16 protein-coding genes are annotated in these 24482 nt (G+C 63.4%); 6 read left to right on the top strand and 10 right to left on the bottom strand.

Going from position 1 to position 24482, the window contains the following annotated elements; genetic code table 11:
- Position 1: 1 nt before the first annotated feature.
- Both BLW22_RS14495 and BLW22_RS14490 read left to right on the top strand, forming a co-directional pair.
- On the top strand, positions 2 to 3115 hold the full coding sequence (locus BLW22_RS14495; RefSeq protein WP_083381366.1) for an efflux RND transporter permease subunit: 3114 nt from the start codon (positions 2 to 4) through the stop codon (positions 3113 to 3115).
- Positions 3112 to 4497 carry an efflux transporter outer membrane subunit gene (locus tag BLW22_RS14490; RefSeq protein ID WP_074846857.1) on the top strand — a complete coding sequence of 462 codons (1386 nt, stop codon included), beginning with the start codon at positions 3112 to 3114 and terminating at the stop codon, positions 4495 to 4497. The genes BLW22_RS14495 and BLW22_RS14490 overlap by 4 nt, the downstream gene beginning before the upstream one ends.
- A gap of 21 nt (positions 4498 to 4518) precedes the next feature.
- Here BLW22_RS14490 and BLW22_RS14485 read toward each other — a convergent pair whose 3' ends face one another.
- The 10 genes from BLW22_RS14485 to BLW22_RS14440 form a co-directional block, all read right to left on the bottom strand.
- A complete protein-coding gene (locus BLW22_RS14485) occupies positions 4519 to 7842 on the bottom strand; it encodes an SMEK domain-containing protein (RefSeq protein WP_074846856.1) in 3324 nt (1107 codons plus the stop codon).
- 158 nt (positions 7843 to 8000) lie between these two features.
- The gene (locus tag BLW22_RS14480; RefSeq protein WP_074846855.1) at positions 8001 to 9203 is read right to left on the bottom strand and encodes a dipeptidase; all 1203 of its coding nucleotides are present in this window, start codon (positions 9201 to 9203) and stop codon (positions 8001 to 8003) included.
- Positions 9204 to 9205: 2 nt separating this feature from the next.
- The gene (locus BLW22_RS14475) at positions 9206 to 11494 is read right to left on the bottom strand and encodes a TonB-dependent receptor (protein WP_065927396.1); all 2289 of its coding nucleotides are present in this window, start codon (positions 11492 to 11494) and stop codon (positions 9206 to 9208) included.
- Positions 11495 to 11520: 26 nt separating this feature from the next.
- Positions 11521 to 12555 (bottom strand): ABC transporter substrate-binding protein, encoded by a 1035-nt coding sequence (locus BLW22_RS14470; RefSeq protein ID WP_074846854.1) that lies wholly within the window; start codon positions 12553 to 12555, stop codon positions 11521 to 11523.
- Entirely contained in the window at positions 12552 to 13754 is a 1203-nt protein-coding gene (metC, locus tag BLW22_RS14465; protein ID WP_143045136.1) for a cystathionine beta-lyase, read from the bottom strand. Before metC ends, BLW22_RS14470 begins: the two co-directional genes overlap by 4 nt.
- Positions 13751 to 14428, bottom strand: coding sequence for an amino acid ABC transporter permease (locus tag BLW22_RS14460; protein ID WP_074846853.1), 678 nt, complete (start codon positions 14426 to 14428; stop codon positions 13751 to 13753). The genes metC and BLW22_RS14460 overlap by 4 nt, the downstream gene beginning before the upstream one ends.
- Complete coding sequence (locus tag BLW22_RS14455; protein WP_065946930.1) at positions 14418 to 15161, bottom strand: amino acid ABC transporter permease; 744 nt, start codon at positions 15159 to 15161, stop codon at positions 14418 to 14420. The genes BLW22_RS14460 and BLW22_RS14455 overlap by 11 nt, the downstream gene beginning before the upstream one ends.
- Positions 15154 to 15951, bottom strand: coding sequence for a transporter substrate-binding domain-containing protein (locus BLW22_RS14450; protein WP_074846852.1), 798 nt, complete (start codon positions 15949 to 15951; stop codon positions 15154 to 15156). The genes BLW22_RS14455 and BLW22_RS14450 overlap by 8 nt, the downstream gene beginning before the upstream one ends.
- A gap of 98 nt (positions 15952 to 16049) precedes the next feature.
- Complete coding sequence (locus tag BLW22_RS14445; RefSeq protein WP_065927401.1) at positions 16050 to 16709, bottom strand: class II aldolase/adducin family protein; 660 nt, start codon at positions 16707 to 16709, stop codon at positions 16050 to 16052.
- A gap of 18 nt (positions 16710 to 16727) precedes the next feature.
- Positions 16728 to 19412 (bottom strand): TonB-dependent receptor, encoded by a 2685-nt coding sequence (locus BLW22_RS14440; protein WP_083221149.1) that lies wholly within the window; start codon positions 19410 to 19412, stop codon positions 16728 to 16730.
- A 400-nt stretch (positions 19413 to 19812) separates the two neighbouring features.
- Between BLW22_RS14440 and BLW22_RS14435 the strand changes: the two genes are divergently transcribed.
- From BLW22_RS14435 to BLW22_RS14420, 4 genes are read left to right on the top strand one after another with little or no spacing between them, the layout of a single operon-like run.
- A complete protein-coding gene (locus BLW22_RS14435) occupies positions 19813 to 20823 on the top strand; it encodes a ScbA/BarX family gamma-butyrolactone biosynthesis protein (RefSeq protein ID WP_027606696.1) in 1011 nt (336 codons plus the stop codon).
- The gene (locus BLW22_RS14430) at positions 20820 to 21497 is read left to right on the top strand and encodes an HAD family hydrolase (protein ID WP_074846851.1); all 678 of its coding nucleotides are present in this window, start codon (positions 20820 to 20822) and stop codon (positions 21495 to 21497) included. Before BLW22_RS14435 ends, BLW22_RS14430 begins: the two co-directional genes overlap by 4 nt.
- Complete coding sequence (locus BLW22_RS14425; RefSeq protein WP_141691310.1) at positions 21497 to 22714, top strand: cytochrome P450; 1218 nt, start codon at positions 21497 to 21499, stop codon at positions 22712 to 22714. Before BLW22_RS14430 ends, BLW22_RS14425 begins: the two co-directional genes overlap by 1 nt.
- 14 nt (positions 22715 to 22728) lie before the next feature.
- Positions 22729 to 24276 carry an MFS transporter gene (locus BLW22_RS14420; RefSeq protein ID WP_065927403.1) on the top strand — a complete coding sequence of 516 codons (1548 nt, stop codon included), beginning with the start codon at positions 22729 to 22731 and terminating at the stop codon, positions 24274 to 24276.
- Positions 24277 to 24482: the final 206 nt, after the last annotated feature.

Genomic DNA, 24482 nt, shown 5'->3' with positions numbered 1-24482 from the left:
CATGGCGCGTTTCTTTATCGATCGACCGATTTTCGCCTGGGTCATCGCCATCGTGATCATGCTCGGCGGCGCGTTATCCATCAGCCAGTTGCCGCTGGAGCAGTACCCGGACATCGCGCCGCCCACCGTGCGTATTTCCGCCACCTACACCGGCGCGTCGGCCAAGACCGTCGAAGACTCGGTGACCCAGGTCATCGAGCAACAGATGAAAGGCCTGGACAACCTGACCTATATGTCGGCCTCCAGCAGTTCGGCGGGCAGCGCCAGTATCAGCCTGACCTTTGGCGCCGGCACCGACCCGGATGTAGCGCAGATGCAGGTGCAGAACAAGCTGCAACAGGCCGAGTCGCGCTTGCCGCAGTCGGTGCAGAGCGAAGGCCTGACCGTGACCAAGGGCGGCTCGGACTTCCTGATGATTGCCGCCCTGGCCTCGGATAATCCCAGCGTCACCGGCACCCAGATCGGTGACTACATCTCCAGCACCTTGCTCGACTCCATCAGCCGTATCGACGGCGTGGGCGACGTGCAGACCCTCGGTTCGGGCTACGCCATGCGCATCTGGCTGGACCCGGCGCTGCTGGAAAAATACGCGCTGATGCCGTCGGATGTGAGCACTGCGCTGGAGGCGCAGAACACCGAGGTCTCAGCCGGCCAACTCGGCGCATTGCCGGCGGTTAAGGGCCAGCAACTCAATGCCACCATCAGCGCGCGCAGCAAACTGCAGACGGCCGAGGAGTTCCGCAATGTGGTGGTCAAGTCCGGCAGCGACGGCGCGGTCGTGCTGCTCGGCGACGTGGCGACCGTGGAGTTGGGCAGCGAGAGCTATGACATCAACTCGGCCCTCAACGGCAAGCCGGCTGCCGCCATGGGGGTGCAACTGGCGGCGGGCGCCAATGCGCTGGAGGTGGGCGAGGCAGTCAAGGCCAAGCTCAAGGAACTGGCGCCGTTTTACCCCACCGAAATGCAATTGAAGAACGTGATCGCCTACGACACCACGCCCTTTGTGAGCCTGTCCATCGAGGAAGTGGTCAAGTCCCTGGGCGAGGCCATCGTGCTGGTGGTGCTGATCATGTTCCTGTTCCTGCAAAACCTGCGGGCCACGCTGATCCCGGCGATCACTGTGCCGGTGGTGTTGCTGGGCACGTTTGGCGTGTTGGCGTTGTTCGGCTACTCGATCAATACCCTGACCATGTTTGCCATGGTTTTGGCCATTGGCTTGCTGGTCGACGATGCGATTGTGGTGGTGGAAAACGTCGAACGGGTGATGGCCGAGCAGGGCTTGTCGGCCCTGGCGGCCACGCGTCAATCGATGAATGAAATCACCAGTGCACTGGTCGGCATCGCCCTGGTGCTGAGCGCGGTGTTTATTCCCATGGCGTTTTTTGGCGGTTCCACCGGGATCATCTATCGGCAGTTTTCGGTGACCATCGTCTCGGCCATGGTGCTGTCGGTGGTGGTGGCGATGACCCTCACGCCGGCACTGTGCGCCACGCTGCTCAAGCCGGGGCACGCGGTTCAACGGGGCTTCTTCGGTTGGTTCAACCGTTCCTTCGAACGCTGTTCCAGCGCCTATGAAGCGTTGGTCGGCGCTGTCCTGCAACGCTCATGGCGCAGCCTGGTGGTGTATGTGCTGATCGCCGCAGCCATGGCGGCGGTTTATGCCAGCTTGCCTACTTCGTTTTTGCCGGATGAGGACCAGGGCATTCTCATGGCGCAAATCCAGCTGCCGGTGGGCGCTACCGACAGCCGCACCCAGGCGGTGTTGCAGCAGTTCGAGGCGTACATGCTCAAGCAGCCGGAAGTCGAGGCGATGATCAGCATCAGCGGCCTGGGCATGGGCGGCAACAGCCAGAACACCGCACGGGCGTTTATTCGCTTGAAGGACTGGAGTGAGCGCTCGGACGATGCCGCCACGATTGCTCAACGTGCCACCTTGGCCCTGGCAAGCATTGGCGATGCCGATGTATTCGTGATGCAACCGCCCGCCGTGCGTGGCCTCGGCCAGAGCTCGGGGTTTGATTTGCAGCTCAAGGACCTCGCCGGTCTTGGCCACGACGCATTGGTGGCGGCGCGCGAGCAGTTCATCGCGCTGGCCAGGCAAGACCCGCGCCTGCTGGGCGTGCGCAGCAATGGCCTGGACGATGCACCGCAACTCAAAATCAGCATCGATGACCGCAAGGCCGGGGCCCTGAGCCTGAGCACCAGCGACATCAACAGCACCTTGTCCACGGCGCTGGGCGGCACCTATGTGAATGACTTCCTCAACCAGGGCCGCGTGAAGAAGGTCTACGTGCAGGGTGAAGCCAGCACGCGGATGCAAGCGGCCGATCTGGACCACTGGTTCGTGCGCAACAGCAACGATGAAATGGTGCCGTTTTCGTCATTTGCCAGCAGTGCCTGGAGCTATGGCTCGCCGTTGCTGGAGCGCTACAACGGCACATCCTCGCTGGAAGTGGTCGGCGACCCGGCGCCCGGTGTGAGCTCCGGCACGGCGATGGACGCGGTGGAGGCGATTGCCCGGCAACTGCCCGATGGCATCGGCTACGAGTGGACCGGCCAGTCGTACCAGTTGCGTCTTTCCGGGTCCCAGGCGCCGTTGCTGTATGCGGTGTCCATCCTGTTTGTGTTCCTGTGCCTGGCCGCGCTGTACGAGAGCTGGTCGGTGCCGTTCTCGGTGATCCTGGTAGTGCCCCTGGGTATCGTCGGCGCGGTGTGGGCCACACGCTTTACGGGATTGAGCAATGACGTGTACTTCCAGGTCGGCCTGCTGACCACCGTAGGGCTGGCAGCGAAGAACGCGATCCTGATCGTCGAGTTTGCCAAGCACCTGCAGGAGCAAGGCAACAGCCTGCGCGAGGCGACGCTGATCGCCGTGCGCCAGCGTCTGCGGCCGATCCTGATGACGTCCCTGGCCTTCATGTTCGGCGTGCTGCCCCTGGCCGTGAGCAGTGGCGCAGGTTCCGCCGGGCGCCGGGCCATCGGCACCGGTGTGCTGGGCGGCATGTTCAGCGCCACGGTGCTGGGGATCTTCTTTGTACCGCTGTTTTTTGTGTTGATTCGCCGCCGCTTTGGCCGAGCCGGCACGACGCCCATTGTCGAAAAAGGTGACGCATGACCCGCTTTCTCTTCCCGTTAGTGGCCGCAGTGGTCTTGAGTGGCTGCATCAACCTGGCGCCACACTACCAGCAACCCGAGGCACCGGTGCCTGGCGAATGGCAAGCGGATGTGCAGGGTGAGGTGCCGGCCGACATCCAGTGGCAGCAGTTCTTTACCGACCGCCGCCTGGCACACCTGCAAACCCTGGCCCTGGCCAATAACCGCGACCTGCGCCTGGCCAGCCTGAATATCGAGAAGGCCCAGGCGCAATACCGCATCCAGCGCGCAGCGGCGTTCCCGACCCTCGACGCCAGCGTCAACGGTACCCACAGCCGCACGCCGGGCTCGCTGTCCAGCAGCGGCACGGCCGTGACCAGCCACGACTACAGCGCGCAATTGGGCCTGAGCAGCTATGAGGTCGACGTGTTCGGCCGCGTGCAGAACCTGCAGGACGAAGCGCTGGAAGACTACCTGGCGCTGACCGAAACCCGGCGCAGCACGCAAATCAGCCTGGTGGCCGAAGTGGCCACCGCCTGGCTGACCCTGGCCGCCGACAACGAGCACCTGCAACTGGCCGAAGAGACCCTGGCCAGCCAGCAATCCACCTACGAACTGACCCAGCGCAGCCACACCCTGGGTGGCTCCACGGCGTTGGCCGTGGCCCAGGCGCAAACCACCGTCGAATCGGCGCGGGTCGATGTGGCCGAGTATCAGAGCCAGATCCTCCAGGACCGCAACGCCCTGCGCCTGCTGGTCGGCAGCGACATCCCCGACGCCTTGCTGCCCGACGCCCACCTGCGATCGGCAGCGGCGTTGGTGCAAGTGCCGGCCGAGCTGCCGTCGAGCCTGTTGCAGCGGCGCCCCGACGTACTGGCGGCGGAGCACAGCCTCAAGTCCGCGAACATCGACATTGGCGCGGCCCGCGCGGCGTTTTTCCCCAGCATCAGCCTCACCGCGAATGCGGGCTCCGCCAGTGCGTCACTGTCCAGCCTGTTCAAGGCCGGCAGCGGCGCGTGGACCTTCGCCCCGAGCATCAGCGTGCCGATCTTCGATGCCGGCAGCAACCGCGCGACCCTGGATGCGGCCAAGGTCGAGAAAGAGATCCAGGTGCAGACCTACCAGCAAACCCTGCAAACCGCATTCAAGGAAGTCGCCGACGCCCTGGCCGTGCGCAGCACCCTGGACCAGCGCCTCACCGCCCAGCAAGCGCTGACCGAGGCGAGCCAGAAGAGCTACGACCTGTCCGACGCGCTCTACCGCGCCGGCTCGCAAAGCTACCTCGAAGCCCTGGATTCCCAACGCTCGCTGTACAGCGCCCAACAGGACCTGATCACCCTGCGCCTGGCGGAGCAGAGTAATCGGGTGAGTTTGTATAAGGTGATGGGGGGCGGGTGGCAGTAGCGGTGAAAACGGGGAGCCCAGTTATTCCTCTGCCTGTTCGACTAGCGAGAGCGTTGTTTCATTCACGACAACGTGTTCTGTGTCAGTGACGCGTATCAGAAGGGTGTCGTCGGCACCCACAATGAGCTCACAGTTATCAAACACCTCCATTTGAATTGGGCAGCCTTTGGAGAACCAGTAACGGACCAAGGCGGTATTCAAACATTCATTCAGTTCCGGGAATTCAAGGCGGTGTCTGATGAGTAGGAACAGTTGTTCAAGGTTGTCCAGGAGCTGTTGTGAGTCCTTGAGCCCTATGCCAACGGCTGCAAGATAGGTAGCCTTAAAAAGGCAAGCGCACCGGCTTGCTCCCGTGGTCCGTGCCGTTAAATGTTCGGAAAACCGGGCCAGGCATGCTTCTGCGACAGACAGCCCATGCATGCCTTCACGCAGTGACAGCAGGGCACGCGTAAAGTACTCGATGATATTTCCAGCATCGCTGAGCAGCGGGTAGATCGAAAACAGCTTGTCACAGATGACGAGAAAACTAGTCGGGTCCCCGTTTTCCACACACAGTTCCAATGCTTGGCCCCACACCACCAGGCTCGATTGCAGAGCTTCAATTGAATACGGTGCATTGACGTCGGCCCTGAGTACGGATGCAAGCGCTATGGCGGCAGGTACTTTTTTTTGCGACAGATACGCCGCTTGAACATAGAAAGTCATTTCCCTGCTCATGGTGAGGGCAGGGCCAGGGGCAATGACTTTAGCCAGGGAACGCTCTAAAACCGGCTTTAGCTCCAATACCGGCAGTGGCATGGCGAGTTTGGTGAAGGCAAACATGATATCCACCATCGCCCGCGTCATGCGCACGTGATCGGCCTGATTCAACCCAGGAAGATCAATGCCTTTCTTGATCTGCGCGGTGAGGGCAGGCAGAAAACGCACGGCGAGCGGTATGATTTCACACTTGATCGCACGGTTGTCTTCATCAGCCGTTGACAGGTCATTCGCGATTTTTAAGTAGAGCATTGCCAATAAGGCATTGACGTCGGGAGACATACCAAAATGCTCCTGAACAAGCCGGGTAGACTCCAGCACCTCAGCCAACCTATCCGGATCACGCTCCTCCATTGCCCCTCGTGTGACGATGTCGATGGTGTCGACCCAGAACAGCTCAAATCTGTCATTTGGGTACTGTTTGAATTCGTTGAGGAACTGCGCGGCCTCAACGTTGACTGACCGCGCTAGCTCATCATTGATCTCTTTGGATGACGGGTCAGTGATCAAATGTGTATGCGCTTTGTGCAGTCTGTAACCCACCTCCTGATCCGTCGGAAAACGTTGTGCCAACGTCGCTAGCAACGCGTATGCCTGCTGGGTATGTTGAGGCGCAGATTTTTCAGTGCCGAGCTTGATCATTGCGTTGTAAAGCAAGCGTGCCAGCATGTACGGTGCCGATTTGTTTGGGGCTGGAGACTTGCAGGCGACCGAGGTAAGCATCGATAACAAACGCAAATAACCAGGGATATTAGTGGTGGTTTTTTTCAACGCATCAAGGGTTTGAAGCAGGTTGTGAGGGTTGATGGACCACGCCGATGTCAGGATGGCTTCAAGTGAAGGATCGGTCAGCACCGGCAACCCGCTGGGTCGCCTGGAGGCCTGGGCGAAAGGCATTTGAGTGCGCCACAGTTCATCGATAAAGAATTCACCGATAAGGTCCGGTTGCAGGACGCCTCTGGGAGGGCATTCTTCCAAGGCCCGTTTGATCGTAGGCGCCAATTGGTCGCTGGAAATCAGGGTAGCCAAATCTTTCCACAGCTGTAGTTGTTGGCTGTTCAACTGTTCGAATAGCTGCTCGTCGGACCTCAGTTCTCCAACGGTCGGCAAGCGAAACTTCTGGGATGAGTCGTCCTTGATAAGGAGGTACTTTTTTTCTTCCCCATCGAGCTGAACCACTATTTGATGATTCTCTTGAAGAATGTCCAGTCCGCGAGTCAGTGTTGCCAGTGCGATTAGTTGGACCAGTCCTGGAAATTGTTGTTGATCGGCGCACTTGGTTTCCCAATGACGCGCCTCGCGGTCCAGTACCGGTAGCAGCAGCTCCCGCAGGGCGGGGACTTGAGTTTCATGGGGCGCTCGGCTGAAAGCCCCTGCAATCAGTGCAATCAGCAAGGGTCGGCCCTCGCTGACCTGCTTGACTTGTGACCAGAATGGTGAGGAGGGTGGCGGCAGGGATTCCACTACCTCCGGTGCGCCTGCCTGCAACCATGTGCGTAACAGCGCAGTGGTATGTGTGTTCAGCGCATTTAATTCAAGCGGCGCTCGATAACAATGGTTTCTGATTAAAGTCGCGTTGAGACTTTCACCACCGACCAGCTCGTTCCACCAGTCAGCACTACCGTTGGCCTCGCGCTCCAGCAGCAAAACACGCAGTTTCGTCGTCCGGCTTTCGCTCAGAGCGCAGCAATTGTTCAATAGTGACTTGAGAGCCTTAGCGTCTCGCGCCGCATAGTCGAAAATCAACAGGGTGGGGCGTTGCAACTGTTGCAGTTGCTCAACCTTCGGGAGATTCTTTGCGTCGGTAAATCCGCAATACCAGACGTCCCGATATTTGAGCTCCAACTCATGGGCCAGGCGCGTCTTGCCAATACCGGCGGGACCACATAGCGTCCACCACCTGAATGGCGCTGGGTCCGCCATAAAGACACCCAGCGCATCTAAGTCAGCACTACGCCCCAGCAGCGGAATCTTGCGTTCCGCAAAAAACAGCCAGCGAGGTGTAAACGGGGCACTTTCTGCCAGTGAAGTTTCCGTTCTGATCAGCCATGTCGGCCGCTGTGCGGGGTCTTCGGACAGCCGATAGCTTTTGAGCAGTTCCAACACGGCCCGGACTTTGGCGGGCTCAAGCTTGGCGACTTTCTTGAGCAGGTCCTTGTAGTCGAGCACATCCTTCTTGCCGTTGAAGGTCAATCGGCTGCCCGTCACTTTATCAATGGAGGCCTGTTTGTAGCTGCGCTGCTTGTCGGTCAAAACATAGACGATGACCCGTTTGTAGGTGTCGTCCAGATCGTGTTTCAGGAACGTCTCCAGCGTGCCCTTTACCTTTTCAAGGTCGGTGGTACCGGTGACCTGGATACCGATGTGTTCGACGTCGTCCCCCAGATCAATGGCCGGGAAGCCCTCTTCCTCTTCATTCAGATTACGCAGGTCAGGCCAGCCCATGATGGTCTGGAACAGCGGAAGCACTATTTTCTCTGCGATCCGATGGATGTCGAACAGGCTCATTGCGGCGCTGGACTCGACACTTCTCACCAGCCAGACAAATTCCTCTCTGACCTCAAGCAGCAACTTCTGGTGATCCATAGAACGCCTTCATCCTTGAAAAATAGGGTGTGTTTCGACTCTGTAAGCGAGGCGAATCTACCGTTATCACACGTTGCTCTCAAGTCGTAGGACGAAGGGGGCTGGAAAAAGCCGCCCTAGGCGGCTTTTTCCAAGAGGTTGGATACCCGCGCGTTGAACTATGGTCGCTTCTGATCCTGCGCCGCCTGCAACACCCGCAACAAATTCCCACTCCAGATATTCGCCACCTGGTGCTCGCTATACCCGGCATCCAGCAACCGCTGGGTAATCACCGGCAACTGGCTCACATCGTCCAGCCCGCTTACGCCACCGCCGCCGTCCCAGTCGGCACCGATGCCGACGTGATCCGGGCCGGCCACTTCCAGCAGGTGCAACAGGTGCTTCATGAACACGTCGAGGCTGGCTTTGGGTTGGGCGAAGCGTTGGTTGAGGGTGTCGCGTTCCTGATAGAGCGCCTTGACCTGTTCCGGGCTGAGGGCGGCGAGGTTGTGGAAGCGTGCGCCGAGCGCGGCCATGGCTTTGTTGCGATCCGGGTTGGGCGTGAGGGGGATCAGGTAGTCGCTGTAGGCGTTGACCTGGATCACCCCGCCCTTGGCCGCCAGTTGGCGCACGCGGTTGTCGTCGAGGTTGCGCGGGTGCGGGTTGACCGCGCGGCTGCTGGAGTGGGAGGCGATGAGCGGGGCGCTGGACAACGCCAGCATCTGGTCGAACACCGCGTCGCTGGCGTGGGACACGTCGAGCAGGATGCCCAGGCGGTTGGCCCGTTGCACCAGGTCGCGGCCCTTGGGGCTCAGGCCTTTCCATTCCGGCAGCGCGGTGGCCGAGTCGGCCAGGTCGTTGTTCATGAAATGCACCAGGCCGAGCATGCGCAGGCCTTGGCGGTAGTAGGTGTTGAGCAACTCGGGATCGGAGCTGAGTGGATCGGCGTTTTCCATGCTGATAAACACCACGCGCTTGCCTTGGGCCGCAATACGCCGGGCGTCGGCGGCGGTCAGGGCCAGGGCGAAGCTGTCGGGGTTGCGGTCGATCACATCGCGGATGCGGGTGAGGGTGGCCAGACCATAGGCGCTGGCGTAGGCGCGGCCTTCCTCGGTGCGTGGGCCCTGGGGGGTGTAGACGGCGAAGAAACCCCCATCCAGGCCGCCTTCGCGCATGCGCGGCAGGTCGACCTGGCTGCCGTCCTGGCGGTAGTCGTGGCGCTCGAGGATGTTCCAGCCGGGACGGGTCAGGGTCAGCGGCGTGTCCAGGTGGCTGTCCAGTACCAGCAGGCGTTGGTGCAGGGCCAGGGTGGCGGGGCTGACGGCGGTGTCGGCGTGGGCCAACAGTGGCAGCAAGGCGAGCAGCAGCAGGCGCGTGTTCATGTTCAGAACTCCATGCTCAAGGTGCTTTGGAAGGTGCGCGGCGAACCCGGGCGGAACACGGCGGGGCCGCTGGTGCTGGTGAGGATGTAGCCGAGGTAATCCTTGTCGAACAGGTTGTCGACATTGAAGCGCACCTTCACATTCTTCAGTGGGCCGTAGTGCAGGCGCTCGCCCCCCAGATCCAGGTAGGCGTTGTACAGGGTGTAGCCGGGCACCGATTCACTGTTGGTGAAGTTGCTGTAGCGCTCGCCGATATAGCGTGCCGAAAAGTTCAGCAGTGCCCATGGCGCCAGCTCATAGGTAACCCCGGCCTGGGCCAGCCAGCGCGGGCTGTCGGGCACCTCGTTGCCTTTGATCGAAAGGCCGCCGGCGTCGTTCCGGAACGTGGAGGTGTTGTAGGTCAGGTTGCCGTTGAGCACCACCTTGTCGGCCAGGACCGGGGGTTTCCATTGCCCGCTCAGCTCGGTGCCGTAGGCCTGCACCTTGCCGACGTTCTGGTAGTACGTTTCCACCTGGCTGCTGCCGGGCACGGCTGAGGCGAAGGCTTGCAGGCGGTTATCGAAGTCGGTGCGGTACAGCGCCCAGGCCGCGTTGAAGGTCGGGCGGTTGATGCGATAGCCCACCTCGTAGTTCTTCGCCCGCTCCGCCTCCGGTGGCGGCGCGCTGGGGCTGGCCGCGCGGAAGATGTCGTCGGCGCCACGGGGCAGGGCCATGTTTTCCGAATAGGAAGCAAATACCTGGGTGTCATCGGTGAGGTTGTAGACCAGCCCGGCCTGGGGCAGGAAGGCGTCGTTCCACTGGGTGGCCAGGCGCGGCTGGCGGTCGTTGATGTAGTCGCCGGCGTTGCGATAGCCCTCGATGCGGTACTTGAGGTGCAGGCTCTTGAAGCCGAACTGCAGGCGCAGGCGGTCGTCGAGCAGGGTCCAGGTGTCCTTGAGGTGGTACTGCAACGAATTGCGCGTAGAGCTGAAATCCCCTTGCAGGTGCACCGGCTCATTGAACAGCGGCTCGCCGGCCGGGCTGCCGTCGGTGAGGTTGTAGCGCGCCTGCTGGCGGTTGAACACATCGGTCTCGGCCCACACCCCGGTGTCGATCTGGTGCTGGCCGATGTCCCATTGCAGCCCGGTGCGCCCGCCGAAGCGGTGGCCGCTGAGGGACGACAAACCGTATTGCACGCCCCGTGGGGCAAACAGGCCATCCACCGTGTTTTCGGCATTGTGCAGCGCCAGGGAGGTGGCGTAGGCCTCCGGGGACACGCCAAAGCCTTTCTTGGCCTCGTAGTAGAGGGTGGTGTAGTTGAGCAGGTCCGGGCGGATCTCGAACTGGCCGCCCAGGCTGTACAAGGTGTCGCGGCGCTGGTTCACCGCCTGTTTGTAGAACTGGTTGTAGTTGGTGTTGCTGTAGCGCACGCCGGGCACGCTCTCGGGTAAGTCGGGCAGGCTGCCGAGGTAGGCGAAGTAACGGCCCGAGCGACCGAACGGGTCATTGGCGCTGCCGTCGTACTGGGCGCTGCTCACGTAGGGCGAGTCGTAGTCGTAGAACGCGTTGTGCACGGCGCGCAGCCACACCTCGTCACGTTCACCGAAGCGATAGCGCACCTTGGCTTCCAGGTGTTCACGGTCGATGGTGCCGGGGCCGCGCCATAGGTCGCCGTCGATTTTCGAGCGGCTGAAATACGCCGACAGGCCCTGGTATTCGCCGCTTTGCAGCTTGACGAAACTGCGCCGCAGGCTGTCGCTGCCGAGGGTGTAGGACAGGCTGGCGCCCGGCTCGAGTGTGGGGTTGCTGGTCTGGTAATCCACATACGGGCCCAGGGACGCATAGCCCGATTGCGACACGTCGCCCGCGCCGGTGGAGGCGGTGACCCGCTCGGTGTTTTCATTGTCGACGTAGCGATAGATCGGGCTGCCGCCGAACTGATCGGTACGTCCCAGGGGCACACCGTCGATGGAAAAGCCGATCTGCTGCAGGTTGAAGGCGCGCACGAATACCGAGTTGCCGAACTCATACAGGCCCAGCGCATCGTTGACCTGCACGTTGAAACCGGGCAGCGCCTCGAGCATTTTCAGCCCCGAAGTGCCGGCCGGCGCCGACAGCAACGCCTGGTGCGAGATGCTCAGGGTATTGCTGATCTTGTCTTCGCCAATGGCGGCGCTGGCTTCAGTCACGCGGGCACCGACCACCTCGACTTTGCTCAGTCGGGGTTCGGTGGAATCGGCGGCCTGCGCCGCCCAACTTGAATCGGCGACCAACAGGCTGGCCAGCAGGGTCTTGCGGTACTGAGCAATCATTGTCTGTCCTTGGCAAGGGTGTGGCGTTAAAGCCCGGTGTGGGCTTGGGCGAGAAACTCGGGCTGGGCCCACTCGTGCACGCTGAAGTCGTTCTGCAGGAAGCCGCGTTGCACCAGGAAGTCCTTCTTCAGTTCCAGGGCCGCCAGGTTCTGCGGCGCCAGGTTCGGCACAAAATCCAGCTCGGCAATGGCGCGGCGGATAAACCCGGCGTCCGGCAGGAAGGTCACGCGGGTGAACAGCTCGGCGGCGGCATCGCGGTGCTGGTTGATCCAGCGCCCGGCGCGGATCGCGGCGCGCAGGAACGCCACGACCACCTGGGGATGCTCTTCGGCAAAGGCACGGTTGACGGTGGTCGCGTAGGGGCCGTTGTGGTTTTTCAGGGTCCAGTCCGGGTAGCGTTCCAGGTCTTCGATTACCGTGAATTCACCGCTGGCGAGCAGCGCCGGCACATGTCCGGCCGCGACATGCAGCGCATCCACACGGCCTTCGGCCAGGGCCTGCACCTCATGCCCGGGTTGGCCATGCAGCCCATGCAGTTGCGACCAGAACGCCGAAGGCCGCACGGCCGGCAGCAAGGTCTGCGGATCACCTTCATCCTCCAGCTCGATCAGGCGTACTTGCGACGGCTCCAGCCCGGCCAGTTGCAGGGCATTGAACAGGCCATGCTCGGCCAGCGCCTTGAGCACATCGACCCGCGCCGTGTTGCGGCTCACCGGTACGCCGATGCGCTTGCCGAACAGGTCGGCGACCTGGCGGATACGCCCCTCGGCACGCACCAGGATCTGCCCGGCGCGTTGGGTGGCGGTGCTGGCCACCAGCAACGTATCGGCCTGGTCGGCGCGCGCCCACAAGGCCGGCACCGCGCCGCCGTCGCGAATCAAGCGGGCTTCGCCATGGGTGAAGTGCGGCAGCCAACCGAGGTTGTCGGGCAGTGAGCGCAGGTAGATCGCGTCGGCGCCGACGCGTTGGTATTCCTCGTCCAGCCAACCGAGTTCAACGGCAATATTGGACGCAACCAGCAGCGGGCAAATGCTGTAGTGGGTGGGCAGTGTTTGGCTCATGGCAGACTCCTTGGTGAATGGGGGGTGGCGCTCAGGCGTTCGAGGCCTTGTTGCAGGTCGGCGAGCAGGTCCTCGACCGCTTCCAGGCCCACGTGCAGGCGCAGCAGCACGCCCGCTTCAATCTGTGCCGAAGGGTGGCGTTGCTGTTGGCGAATCAGGCTCTCGAAACCGCCCCAGCTGGCGCCCATGGCGAATAACCGCAGGCTTTCCAGGAAGGCCTTGGTGTGGGGCTCGAAGCGCGGCTTGAGGACCACGCCGAACAGCCCGGTGGAGCCGAGGAAGTCACGCTTGAACAGGTCGTGCCCGATGGCCCCCGGCAGCGCCGGGTGCAGCACCTGGGCCACTTCGGGACGCTGTTGCAGCCACTGCGCGACGGTGAGCGCCGAGCGCTGGTGCTGGCGCAGGCGTACACCCAGGGTGCGCAGGCCACGCAGGCCCAGGTAGGCGTCGTCGGCGCTGGCGATATAGCCCAGTTGGCGGACGGTCTCGCGCACCGTCGAATACAGGGTTTCAGTGGTGACGATCACGCCGAGCATGGCGTCGCTATGGCCCACCAGGTACTTGGTGGCGGCATGAATCGAGATGTCCACGCCGTGGGCGAACGCCTTGAAGAACAGCGGCGTGGCCCAGGTGTTGTCGAGCATCAGCAGTGCGCCGTGGGCATGGGCGACGCGGGCCAGGGCGGGAATGTCCTGGACCTCGAAGGTGCTGGAACCGGGTGCTTCGGCGTACACCAGGCGCGTATTCGGGCGCAGCAAGCCGGCGATGTCGGCACCGAGCATCGGCGCGAAGTACGTGGCCTCAATGCCATAGCGCGGCAGGATCTGGTCGAACACCTGGCGCGCATGCCAATAGCAATTGTCGGTCACCAGGATATGGTCGCCGGCCCGCGCCACTGCCAGCACCGCGCCGACAATCGCCGCCAGCCCGCTGGGCATGATCAGCCCGCGAAAGCCGCCTTCCAGCTGCGCCACGGCGTCTTCGAAGGCGGCGGTGGTGGGGTTGCCGTTACGGCCGTAGATATGCCCGCGATAGTGCGGGTCGGCGGCCTGTTGCAGGTGGTTTTCGAGAGTGCCGGTGTCGGGCCAGATAAAGGTCGAGCTGCGATACACCGGGGTGTTGACGCTGCCTTCGTGGCTGGCGGGGTCGCGTCCCAACCGGGTCAGCAGGGTATCGTCATGCATGGGGTCAGTGCTCATGTGCGCTCCAGCCGTTTGGCCAGGCGGGAGAGGGGGTAGATGTAGACAAAGAAGGCGATGAACACCAAGCCGTAGGCGGGCAGCAGCAGGTCGTTGCGCAGTTGCGTGGACAGGTGCGATTGCACGGTGGTCATCAGCTCTTCCACCCCCAGCAGGTTGGCCAGGGAGGTGGACATGGTCACCGCGCAATACAGGTTCATCCACGGCGCCACCAGGCTGGGCAGGGTCTGCGGGATGATCACGTGGCGCAGCGCCTGGCCGTGATGCATGCCCAGGGCCTGGGCGGCTTCCCATTGCCCCATCGGCACCGCGCGTACGGCGCCGCGCACGATCTCCGAGACATAGCCGACAGCGGGCAGGGCCAGGCCCAGCGCGACCTTGAGCCAATCCGGCAATTGCCACCAGCGCCCGGCCCAATGCACTTCATAGGGCAACAGGTAGGCCACGTAGAACATCACCACCAGCCACGGCAGGTTGCGCAGCAGGCGGCTCAGATGCCCGGCACCACGACGCAGGCGCGGCCGGGCGCTGACCTGCAGGCTGCCGAGCACGACACCGGCCAGCGTGGCCACCAGCATCGCGGTGACGCCCATGAGGATATTCAGGCCGAAGCCTTGCAACAGTGCCGGCGCCCACTGCCACAACAGCACGGGCCAGGAGGGTTCAGGCAGCATCGGGCAACTCCTGGCCTGGCAGGCGCAGATGGTTTTCCAGGCGGCGCAGCAGCCAACTGCTGGCGCCGATCAGCAGCAACCAGACCAGCAGCAAGACCTGCATCATCTCGGCGACGTTGAAGTTGTCCGACCAGATCCGATTGCTCGCATAGAGCAATTCCGGCACCGCAATCGCGTAGGCAATCGAGGTCGACTTGATGGTTTGCACCACCGTATTGCCCATGGCCGGCAGGCTGTTGCGCAGCGCCAGCGGCAGCACGATATGGCGCAGTACTGTGGCGCCCTGCATGCCGAGGGCGGCGGCCGCGTCGAGGGTGGCGCGGGGCACGGCATCGATACCGGCGCGCAGGTTCTCGGCCTGGAACGCGCCGCTGTGCAGGGCGATCACGATGATTGCCCATTGCGTGCCGTTGAGCAGCCGCACGCTGGTGTCGTCCGCCAGCGGCAGCCAGGCGCCGACGCCGAAGTAGAAAAAGAACAGTTGCACCAACAGCGGCGTGTTGCGAAACAACGCGACGTACCCCGCGCTCAACCGGCGCCACAGCAAGCGGCGCGAACCCAGGCCGGCAGCGCCCCACACGCCGATCACCAGGGACAGGGCAATACTCGCCACCGACAGCAACAGTGTCAGGCCCAGGCCGAGCAGGAAGCGCTGGCGGTCCATCGGGTCCCACAGGATGCTCAGCGACAGGCCATGCTGTTCCAGCCACAGGCGCAGGTTGGCCTCACTCATGGCTGGCCCGCGCATGCTGCTGCGCTACCCAGGCATTCGGCGCCAGGCCGTAGCGCTGTTCCAGGCCGATGATCACGCCCTGGGCATGCCAGCCTTCGACGATACTCGACACCGCCGCCAACAACGCCGGCTGGCCCTTGCGCAAAGCAATGCCCCACGGCGCCGGATCCTGGCCCGGCAGCTTGACCTCGTAATCGGCCCATTCCGGCTGGCGCGCCAGGGCGCTGTACAACGCATCGTCACCCATCGCCCCCAGACAACGGCTGTCGGCCACCGCCTTGCGCACTTCGGCCGTGCCGTTGAACGAGGCGAACTGCACGCCGTAGCGCGTTTCAAACGGGCGCACCCACACACTGGTGGCGGGCGCACACAGGGTCTTGCCGCGCAGGCTTTGCCAGTCCGGCACGGCGGTGCTTTTCGGCGCAAACACCGTGGCGGCCGAGCTGTAGAAACCGGGGCTGGCGAAATCCACTTCGCGCCGCCGTGCGGGGGTGTCGAGCAGGGACGTGACCAGCACTTCACAACGGCCCTGTTCGAGAAACAGCAAGCGGTTGAGCGGATTGACTGGCACAAGTTGCAGCTTGAGCGGCTGGCCGACCTTGGCAGACAACTGGCGTTGCAGGTCGACGATCAGGTCCAGGATCAACCCGCCGGGCTTGCCTTGGGCATCGAAGGTCTTGAAGGGGGGGAATTCGTCGCTGGTGCAGACGTTGAGGGTGCCACGGGATTGGGCCCGTTCCAGCAGGGGTTCGGCGTGGGCGTGGAGTGCGCCGAATGCAAAAATAACCAACAGCGCCCGCTGCCAAAGTGACCTGTCGTAAGGGCCGGAGGCAAGTCGAATCGTCGCACCGCCCCTTCCACTTTTATCAGGGCGATGAGCGAGCGCACTCATGTCGCACTCCAGCCCAGGCGCGACCGCTGCGCCGCGCCGCTGGGAAAGGGCTGCGGCGTACCGAGCTGCTGCGCCAGGAAGGTCAGGTAGGCCGCTTCTTCCAGGTTCACCAACAACCGCGTCGCCGCCAGCACGTCCCGCTCCGACCACGCAAACGGCCCGTGATTGGCCAGCAACGCCGCCGGCGCACGCGGATGCTCGCGTAACGCCGCCACCACCGGCTCCGGCGCATACCGCGGCCCCCACGCCGTCAGCGGCACCTCCTGGTCTTCATCCAGAATCCCCAGCAACTGCGTGGCATGGGGGCGCAACGCTCGCCCGGCAATCGCGAAGGCGGTGAGGTACGGCGAGTGCGTGTGAATCACCGCATTCACCGAGGGCCGCTCGCGGTAGATCGCCACGTGCAGCGCCGCCACTTCCTTGAGGTTGTCGGTGAGGCTGCCCTGGCTGTGTTGCAGGTCGAAGTCGACAATCGCCGCCACGCCACTGTCGGCGCCGCTGAGCGAGGCAATCACCAGCCGTGCTTCGCCGGGAATACGCAGGCTGATATTGCCCGCCTCATTGCTCGACAACACCTGGTGCTTGATCAGCAGTTGCTTGGCCAGGGCAAAGTCGTGTTCGAACACTTGGGTAAAACGCACAGGATCAAAGCTCATGGGAACTCCTTGGTTGAGTCAGAAGCGGTAGTCGGCTTTCACGTAGTAGAAGGCGCCTTCGGCACCGGCCGGGGAGATGCTCTGGTAGGCCACGCGCCCGCCGACAAAGCGGTTGGCCACGTCGATCTTGTCCGGGTAGCTGTCGAAAATATTGTTGCCGCCCAGGGTCAGGGTGAGCGCCTGGCTGATGTCGTAGGACAGGCTGGCGTTGCTCACCCATTGCGCCGAAAAGGTCTGGTCGCGGGCTTCGCCGAGGTTGGAATCGAGGGTGTAGGTGCCGTAGCGAATCGTGTTGACGCTCGCCTGCCAGGCGCCCTTGTGCCAGTCGGCACCGAGGATCAGCTTGCTGTTGGGCGAGGCGCTTTCCACATAGCTCAGGGCTTCGCGATTGATCAGGGTGATGCCGGTGCCGGCCAGCGGGCCGGGGTTGTCCTTGATGTCGGTGACCTGGGTCTTGCTGTAGTTGAAGGCGCCGTTGAGGGTCAACTGGCTGGCGTCGGCCAGGTCCAGGCGATAGTGGGCGGCGAGGTCCACGCCGCTGGTCTTGGTGTCGAGTGCGTTGGTGAAAAAGCTCACCCCGGAGTAGTTGCCATAGCCTTGGTTGGCGAGGATCTGGCTGACCTGGGGGCCGCTGAGGGTTTCCGACAGGGCAATGCGGTCCTTGATGCGGATGTGGTACGCATCGAGGCTGACACTTGCACGCTCGAGCGGCTGCCAGACCACGCCGAGGGACAGGCTGGTGGATTTTTCCGGCTTCAGGTCACTGGCGCCCAAGGCGCGGGCGACCGGGGTGTTCACGCTGACGGTGCCGACCTGGTAGGCGGTGGGGTCGCCGGCCTTGAACTCGGTCTGGGTCGCCGAGGTGCCGATCTGCCCCAGGGTGGGCGCGCGGTAGCCGCTGCTCAGGGTCGAGCGCAGGCCCCATTGCGGGGTGAAGTCGTAGCGCGCGGAGAACTTGCCGGTGCTGGTGGTACCGAAGTCGTCGTAGTGCTCGCTGCGCCCGGCCAGGCCCAGTTGCAGTTTGTCGGTGACTTGCTGCTCCAGGCCCAGGTAGCCGCCGAACACATGGCGGGCATAACGGCCTTCGTCGCTGTCCTGGGTGCCGGGGAAGCCCTGGGCGCCGCCGGCACGGGCGGGCAGGGCGCTGCCGTGGGTCCAGGAGGCGAGGTCGCCGGCGATCACTTCATAGGCTTCGTTGCGCCACGCCAGGCCGCTGGAGAACACCAGCGGGCCTGCGCCCCAGCCGACCTTGAGTTCCTTGATGTGGTCCAGCCCGACGTTGGTTTGCTCATTGACCAGCGCCCCGGCATTGAAGCTCGTCGGGCTCGCGGCGCCGAGGCTGGCGTTGAGCGAATCGCTGAGGTGATAGTCGATGCGGTTGCGCCCGTAGTTGGCACTGAGGTCAAAGCTGCCAAGTTGCTCATCGCGAATCTTCACGCCGCCGGTGACCGAGGCATCCCGCGAGCGCACGTCGAGCAGTGGCAGGAAACCGTTGGGGTACACGGCCACCAGGTTGTTGGGGTCGATGGGGCGGCGAAAGGTTGCCTGGGATTCGCCGGTACGGTCCTGGTAGGTGGCGAAGCCGTACAGGTCGACCGTGTCGCTCAGGGACAGGCCGCTGTTCAGCGCCAGGTTCCAGTCTTCAAGGCCCGGCGAGCCGTAGCGCCAATGGCGGTCGGCATCCGCTTCACGGGCGTCGCCGCTGGGGTAGAACTGCCGGCCATCGGTGCCGCCGGTGGAGGTGCGTTCGCTGCGCAGGCCTTCGCCACTGAGGGTGAGGAAGCCATCGCCGGGCAAGGTGAAACCGCTCCAGCCCCCCACCGACCGGCGAAAGCCATCGCCCTTGGTGTACTGGCCGAAGGTGCTTTGCACGGCGCCGCCGTGGTCCTGCTCCTTGAGCACGATATTGACCACCCCGGCAATCGCATCCGAGCCGTATTGGGCCGAGGCGCCATCGCGCAGCACTTCGATATGGTCGACGGCGCTGACGGGAATCGTCGACAAGTCCACCGCCTGTGAGCCACGCCCCAGGGTGGCCTTGGTGTTGACGAACGCCGAGGCATGCCGACGCTTGCCATTGACCAGCACCAGCACCTGGTCGGCGGCCAACCCACGTAACGACACCGGCCGCTGCGACGACACGCCATCGGTGCCGTTGACCTGCGGGTAGTTCACCGACGGCACCAGGGTTTCCAGGGCCTTGGCCAGGTTATCGGTGCCGGCGCGCTGCAGTTGCTCGCTGCTGATCACATCCACGGGGGCCGCGCTTTGCAGTGCGGTGACGTCGCTGCGCCGGGTGCCGATCACCTCCACGGATTTCAGGCGTGGCGCCAGCGGTTGGCTGTTGGCCGCCGCTGCAGGGTCGGCCAGTCGATGGATCAATACCGCACCGCTGGCCGTCTGGCTGAAGCCCAACGGGGAGCCGCCCAAGGCAATGCCCAGCGCCTGTTCCTGGCTCAGTCGGCCCTGGATCGCGCGGCTCCCACGGCCTTCCACCAGCGGCGGGTCGAAGGCGATAGGGTGGCCGCTTTGCTGGGAGATGCTCAGCAGCACCTCATCCAGGGGGCCTGCGGGGATATTGAAGTCAATCACCCGTTGTACCGACGCCGCGTCGTTTTGCGCCAACGCCAGGCTTGGCAGCGTCAGCCCGCCCATGGCCAATGCACACGCCAAAGGCGCCAGGGTGAATCCTGTTTTCAACATGTGAATCTGCTCCGGGTCGTGATGTTCTTTACGACCTTGAGCAACTTCGCGTGTGGATTTTCACTACTAAGTTAGAACGATTAGTTGGGTGTCTAGATGATTTAGTTGCGCTTATAAGCTTCGATCAAATGGGTCTAAGTGCGCAGTGAAAATATAAGGGACTATCTGCACAAGGGTACTGACAGCCAGAACGGGTTGTCCGCGCAAAGCATACAACGTTCACCGCGATGAACGTGTACGGCGGTCTGCACGCTTACGGAGAAGCTCATCAGGAGACAGATACCCATGTCTGAAGTGCAAGTTCTACAGGTTCATGTCCAACGACCTAGCCGTTCGGTCAGTTGTGGAGAAAAAACGTTTCAGCTTAGCCTTCTCGCGGTAATCAAAGGAGGAGATTGCTATGTCTGAAGCCCTGGCTATTCGTTGCGAAAACACCGTGCCGCGCAGCATGGTGCACCGTGCCGCCGTCAGCGAAGTGTTCCTGACCGGCGCGGAACTGGTAAAGGAAGGACACTTTCGCTGCAGCGCCCAACTACCGCGTACCCACAGTTACTTCAGTGAACATACCCACCGCGCCGCCCACTACGACATGCTGTTATTGCTGGAAGTATTCCGCCAGGCGTCAATTTATATCTCCCATGCGTTCCTCGACGTCAGCGCCCAGGACAAGTTTATCTACCTGGACAGTGTGACCCGCGTGACCGACCGGAGTTTATTGGTGGTGGGGGATCGTCCGGCATCCGCCGAAATCGATGTCTACGTGGTGGATGAATACCTGCGCCACGGCGAGCGCAGTGGCGTGACCCTGAACATGTCCCTGAGCATCAATGGCGAAGTGGCTGCACGCCACGAACGCATGAGCATTCGCTGGATGAGCGGCGCGGCCTGGAACAAGATGCGTGCCCGTGGCCTGGCGGCGATTCCCGCCAACGCCGACCCATTGGCACAGTTGCCGCCACCCTTGAGTCCATCCGCCGTAGGGCGTCACTGGCTGAACAATGTGGTGCTCGGCCGTGAACTGGAGCAGGGCGCCGCGACGCTGGTGGCGCCGCTGATCGTCGATCTGAACAATCCGGCGATCTTCGACCACCCCCTCGACCATATCCCCGGCATGCTGTTGCTCGAAGGCTTCCGCCAAGTGGCGCTGGTGGCGGCGGACCGGCAGTTGCAGGTGGGCCCCGAGCAGTTGCTGTTATCTCGCTGCCATGTGGTGTTCACCCGCTTCGGTGAGTTTGGTTTGCCAACCCAGGTCCGTGCGGACCTGACCTCCCTGGCCCGCGACGAACACGGTCGCATCACCCTGGCGCTGGAGGTCGAGCAGGGCGGCGCGGTGATTGCCACCGCTGAGCTGGAGTTGCTGCCGCTGGTCGCCAGCCAACCCTTGGCCCTGGTGGCGGGAGGTGTGCGATGAGCGACCTGCAATTTATCTGGTTCGATTTCGGTGGCGTGCTGTCGCCGCCGATTCCGGCGCTGTTCGAGCAATACCAGGTCAAGACCGGCCTGGCTCCACACGTGCTGCAACAGGCCATGGGCGATGTGGCCGATGAGTTGGGCGTGCCAATGCTCGCGCCGGTGGAGAGTGCCTTGCTCACCGAGCGCGAGTGGGGCGAGCGCCTGGCGCAGGCCCTGCGTCGCCGTGACCCGCAGGTCGATTTATCCCGCGCTCACCTGCACACCTTCGGCGCGCAATGGTTCGCCGGGGTGCCGGCCAATGCGCCGCTGGTGGCCGCCGTGCGCGCACTCAAGCGTTCCGGTTTTCGCGTCGGCATCCTCACCAACAACGTGGTGGAGTGGGAGCGGCATTGGCGGGCGATGGTGGGCCTGGATGAGGTGGTGGACCTGATCGTCGATTCCAGCCAGGAGCGCAGCCGCAAGCCGGAGCCGGCGTTCTTCCAGGTGGCGACCGCGCGCTCGGGCGTCGCGCCGCAGCACAGCCTGTTGATCGACGACGTCGCGGAAAACATCGACGCCGCCGCCGCGCTTGGCTGGCAAGTGCTGCACTTCATCGACAACCACCAGGCGCTCGCCCAGCTGCAGCGCCTCACCGCTGTCAGCCTGTTGCAACCTGCCGTGGAGCCTGCCTGATGAATATCGCCGTGATCGCCAGACCCGAGGTCACCGTGGCACGCATCCCGCAGTTGGATGCACCGCCGGCCTATCAACCCGCCAGCCCCGCCAATGGCCTGCCGAGGATTCTGCTGCCCAGCGGCCACCTGGCCTTTCACCTGACCCGTTACGAACACGTGCAGGCGTTGCTGCTGGATAACCGCGCGATACGCGCCCCGTGCAACGAAGAAGACGGCGCGAGCTTTTTGCCGACCATCACGCCGCCTGAACTGCTGCTCAACAATGACATCCCCGACCATGGTCGCCTGCGCAAGGTGGTGGCCCGGGACTTCAGCCCCAGTGGCGTGGCGTTGCTGCGCGACAAGGTGGAACACGCCACCCATGAACGCCTCGATGTATTGCAGCACCAGGCGCCCGGTGCCGATCTGTTTGCCCATGTGCTTGACCACATCCCCGCCACCGTGGATTGCCAGTTGCTCGGCATCCCCTTGAGTGACCGTGAGTATTACCGGCCCCTCAGCCACACCGTGCAGGTGGCGTCGGATGCGGATGTACCGGAGCTGCTGAACCAGTTCTGGGGTGTGTACAACTACCTGACAGACCTGGTCACCGGTGCGCGGCCCACCGATCCCGATGGGCTGATCCAGCGCTTCGTCGCGACCCGTGCCGACAGCGAGCCGCCGCTCAACGACAAGGAGCTGGTGGGCATCCTCCTGGGGGTATTGATCGGCGGCGACCAGAACATCCTCACGGTGCTGACCAAATCGGTGTACACCCTGTTGGCGGCCCCTGAGCTGTGGCAACAATTGGTCGACGATCCGGCGCTGATCCCGGAGGCGGTCGAAGAACTGCTGCGCCTGATTCCCCTGGGCACCATCTCGACCTTCCCGCGCCTGGCCAGCGTCGACCTGGAAGGGCCGTGGGGGCTGATTCCCGCAGGCAGCATCATTTACGCCGATGCGTTTGCCGCCAACCGTGATCCGGCGGCGTTCCCCGAGCCCCTGGCGATCCGCCTGGACCGCAAGGGTGCGCGGCATTTGCAGTTCGGCTACGGCATGCACAACTGCATGGGTGCCGCCCTGGCGCGCCTGGAAATCACCACGGTGTTGCAGATCCTCGTGCAGCGCTTCCCGAACCTGCGCCTGGCGGTGCCGGCGGACCAGGTGCCCTGGGTCGACGGCATCATCCTGCGCCGTCCTGCCCGCTTGCCGGTGCACGGCTTCACTTCAACCTGACCTTGGAAGGACCCATGAAAACGACCTTTGCCGATACAGCTCTACTGACCATCATCCTGCTGGCGATCTTCGTCGTGCCCAGTTCCATCTCGGGTACGGCGCTCGCGTTGCCGGCCATCGGCGCCGACATCCAGGCGCCGTTGACCAGCCTGCAATGGGTGGTCAATGCGTTCAACCTGGCGTTTGCCTGCTTCACCCTGGCGTGGGGCGCGCTGGCGGATCGGCTCGGGCGCAAACGCTGTTTTGTCGCCGGCGCTTCGCTGTACGTGGTGGCCTCGGTGCTGTCCGCCGTGGCCGAGAGTGCCTGGCTGCTGGATGCGGCGCGGGGGCTGGCGGGCATCGGGGCGGCGGCGATCTTTTCCTGCGGCATCGCGATTTTGTCCACCCACTTCAGCGGCCCGGCGCGGCTGCGCGCGTTTGCCCTGTTCGGCACCGTTGCCGGCCTGGGCGTGAGCCTGGGCCCGACCTTGTCCGGCCTGCTGCTGGACAGCGTCGGCTGGCGCGCGATTTTCTGGGCCCATGGGGTGACCCTGGTGATCGTGCTGCTGGGCAGCCCGTTGATTACCCGCGATGGCGTGCTGGCTGAACACACCGCGCGCTTCGATGTGCCGGGTGCGACGCTGTTTGTGCTGGCATTGTTGGCGCTGATGGTGGCGATTGTGCAGGGCTCGCAATGGGGCTGGAGCAGCCGCGGTGTACTCGGCCTGGTGGCGGTCGCCGTGGTGCTGTTGGCGGTGTTTACCTGGCAGGAGCGTCGCCACCTGCAGCCAATGCTCGACCTGTCGCTGCTGGCGCGCGGGCCCTTTGTCGGCCTGGCGCTGGTCACCGTGGCGGCGTCGTTCGGCTTTGTGACCTTGCTCACGTACCTGCCGAGCTACCTGTTCGGCGTGCTGCAATTGAGCGCGACCCATGCGGGCCTGGCGATGTTGCTGCTGACGGTGCCGATGCTGTTTTGCCCGATCCTGGCGGGCAAGTGGGCGGCACGCGGGGTGTCGGCGATCGGCATTCTCAAGGCCAGCCTGATTGCGTTGTTGGTCGGTGTGGTGGCGTTGGCGCTGGTCAGCCAGGTCGGTGTGGCGCTGTGGCAACTGGCAGTGCCGCTGTTGCTGGTGGGCATCGGCATGGGCCTGTCGGCCGGGCTGGTGGATGGCCTGGCGCTCAAGACCGTGCCGGAGCAGAAGGCCGGGATGGCGGCGGGCCTGCTCAACACCTTCCGCCTGGGCAGTGAGGCGATTGCGGTGGCCTTGTATGGCTCGCTGCTGGCGACCTTGCTCGACAGCCAGTTGCGCGGCACGTTGAGCCGCCTGGCGCCCGACCCGGCGACCCTGCAACGCTGGATCGACGACGTCGCCGCCGGCAATCTCACCGGGTCCCTGCAAACCCTGGGCGCGGAGCAGGCGGGGGCGGTGCACAGCCTGTTTATCGGCGGCTATGACAGCGCCTTCCACGGCGTGCTCTGGGCGCTGGCGGTGATTCTGCTGGTGCTGACCGTGGTGGTCACCTGGCTGGTGCGCCCCCTGCGCGAACAGGAACGCAGCGAGGCGCAACTGGCCACGCACTGAGCCACGCGCCGTACCGCCTGCGACAGCCGCAGGCGGTACTTTGGCGTGCCCGTAAAAGCGCCGAAGGTTATGCAAAAAATGCAGCTTGATGGCTTTTTTTATTCTTTTATCTGGTGAAGCCCCCTGGGGCAAACTGGACTCACCTGCCCGGACGCAGGTCTACCTCAAACCGACAGGCCCACCACCACTTGTCCGCTGGCGTGTGC

Source organism: Pseudomonas marginalis (genome assembly GCF_900105325.1).
Taxonomy (GTDB): domain Bacteria; phylum Pseudomonadota; class Gammaproteobacteria; order Pseudomonadales; family Pseudomonadaceae; genus Aquipseudomonas; species Aquipseudomonas marginalis.
Note: the sequence above shows the minus strand (reverse complement) of the source record. Positions and strands in the feature narration are given on the sequence as shown.

Bases quoted from the DNA above. Each gene is read 5' to 3' on its own strand.
- BLW22_RS14495 (WP_083381366.1), top strand. From the start codon at position 2: ATGGCGCGTTTCTTTATCGATCGACCGATTTTCGCCTGGGTCATCGCC.
- BLW22_RS14490 (WP_074846857.1), top strand. From the start codon at position 3,112: ATGACCCGCTTTCTCTTCCCGTTAGTGGCCGCAGTGGTCTTGAGTGGC.
- BLW22_RS14485 (WP_074846856.1), bottom strand. From the start codon at position 7,842: ATGGATCACCAGAAGTTGCTGCTTGAGGTCAGAGAGGAATTTGTCTGG.
- BLW22_RS14480 (WP_074846855.1), bottom strand. From the start codon at position 9,203: ATGAACACGCGCCTGCTGCTGCTCGCCTTGCTGCCACTGTTGGCCCAC.
- BLW22_RS14475 (WP_065927396.1), bottom strand. From the start codon at position 11,494: ATGATTGCTCAGTACCGCAAGACCCTGCTGGCCAGCCTGTTGGTCGCC.
- BLW22_RS14470 (WP_074846854.1), bottom strand. From the start codon at position 12,555: ATGAGCCAAACACTGCCCACCCACTACAGCATTTGCCCGCTGCTGGTT.
- metC (WP_143045136.1), bottom strand. From the start codon at position 13,754: ATGAGCACTGACCCCATGCATGACGATACCCTGCTGACCCGGTTGGGA.
- BLW22_RS14460 (WP_074846853.1), bottom strand. From the start codon at position 14,428: ATGCTGCCTGAACCCTCCTGGCCCGTGCTGTTGTGGCAGTGGGCGCCG.
- BLW22_RS14455 (WP_065946930.1), bottom strand. From the start codon at position 15,161: ATGAGTGAGGCCAACCTGCGCCTGTGGCTGGAACAGCATGGCCTGTCG.
- BLW22_RS14445 (WP_065927401.1), bottom strand. From the start codon at position 16,709: ATGAGCTTTGATCCTGTGCGTTTTACCCAAGTGTTCGAACACGACTTT.
- BLW22_RS14440 (WP_083221149.1), bottom strand. From the start codon at position 19,412: ATGTTGAAAACAGGATTCACCCTGGCGCCTTTGGCGTGTGCATTGGCC.
- BLW22_RS14435 (WP_027606696.1), top strand. From the start codon at position 19,813: ATGTCTGAAGCCCTGGCTATTCGTTGCGAAAACACCGTGCCGCGCAGC.
- BLW22_RS14430 (WP_074846851.1), top strand. From the start codon at position 20,820: ATGAGCGACCTGCAATTTATCTGGTTCGATTTCGGTGGCGTGCTGTCG.
- BLW22_RS14425 (WP_141691310.1), top strand. From the start codon at position 21,497: ATGAATATCGCCGTGATCGCCAGACCCGAGGTCACCGTGGCACGCATC.
- BLW22_RS14420 (WP_065927403.1), top strand. From the start codon at position 22,729: ATGAAAACGACCTTTGCCGATACAGCTCTACTGACCATCATCCTGCTG.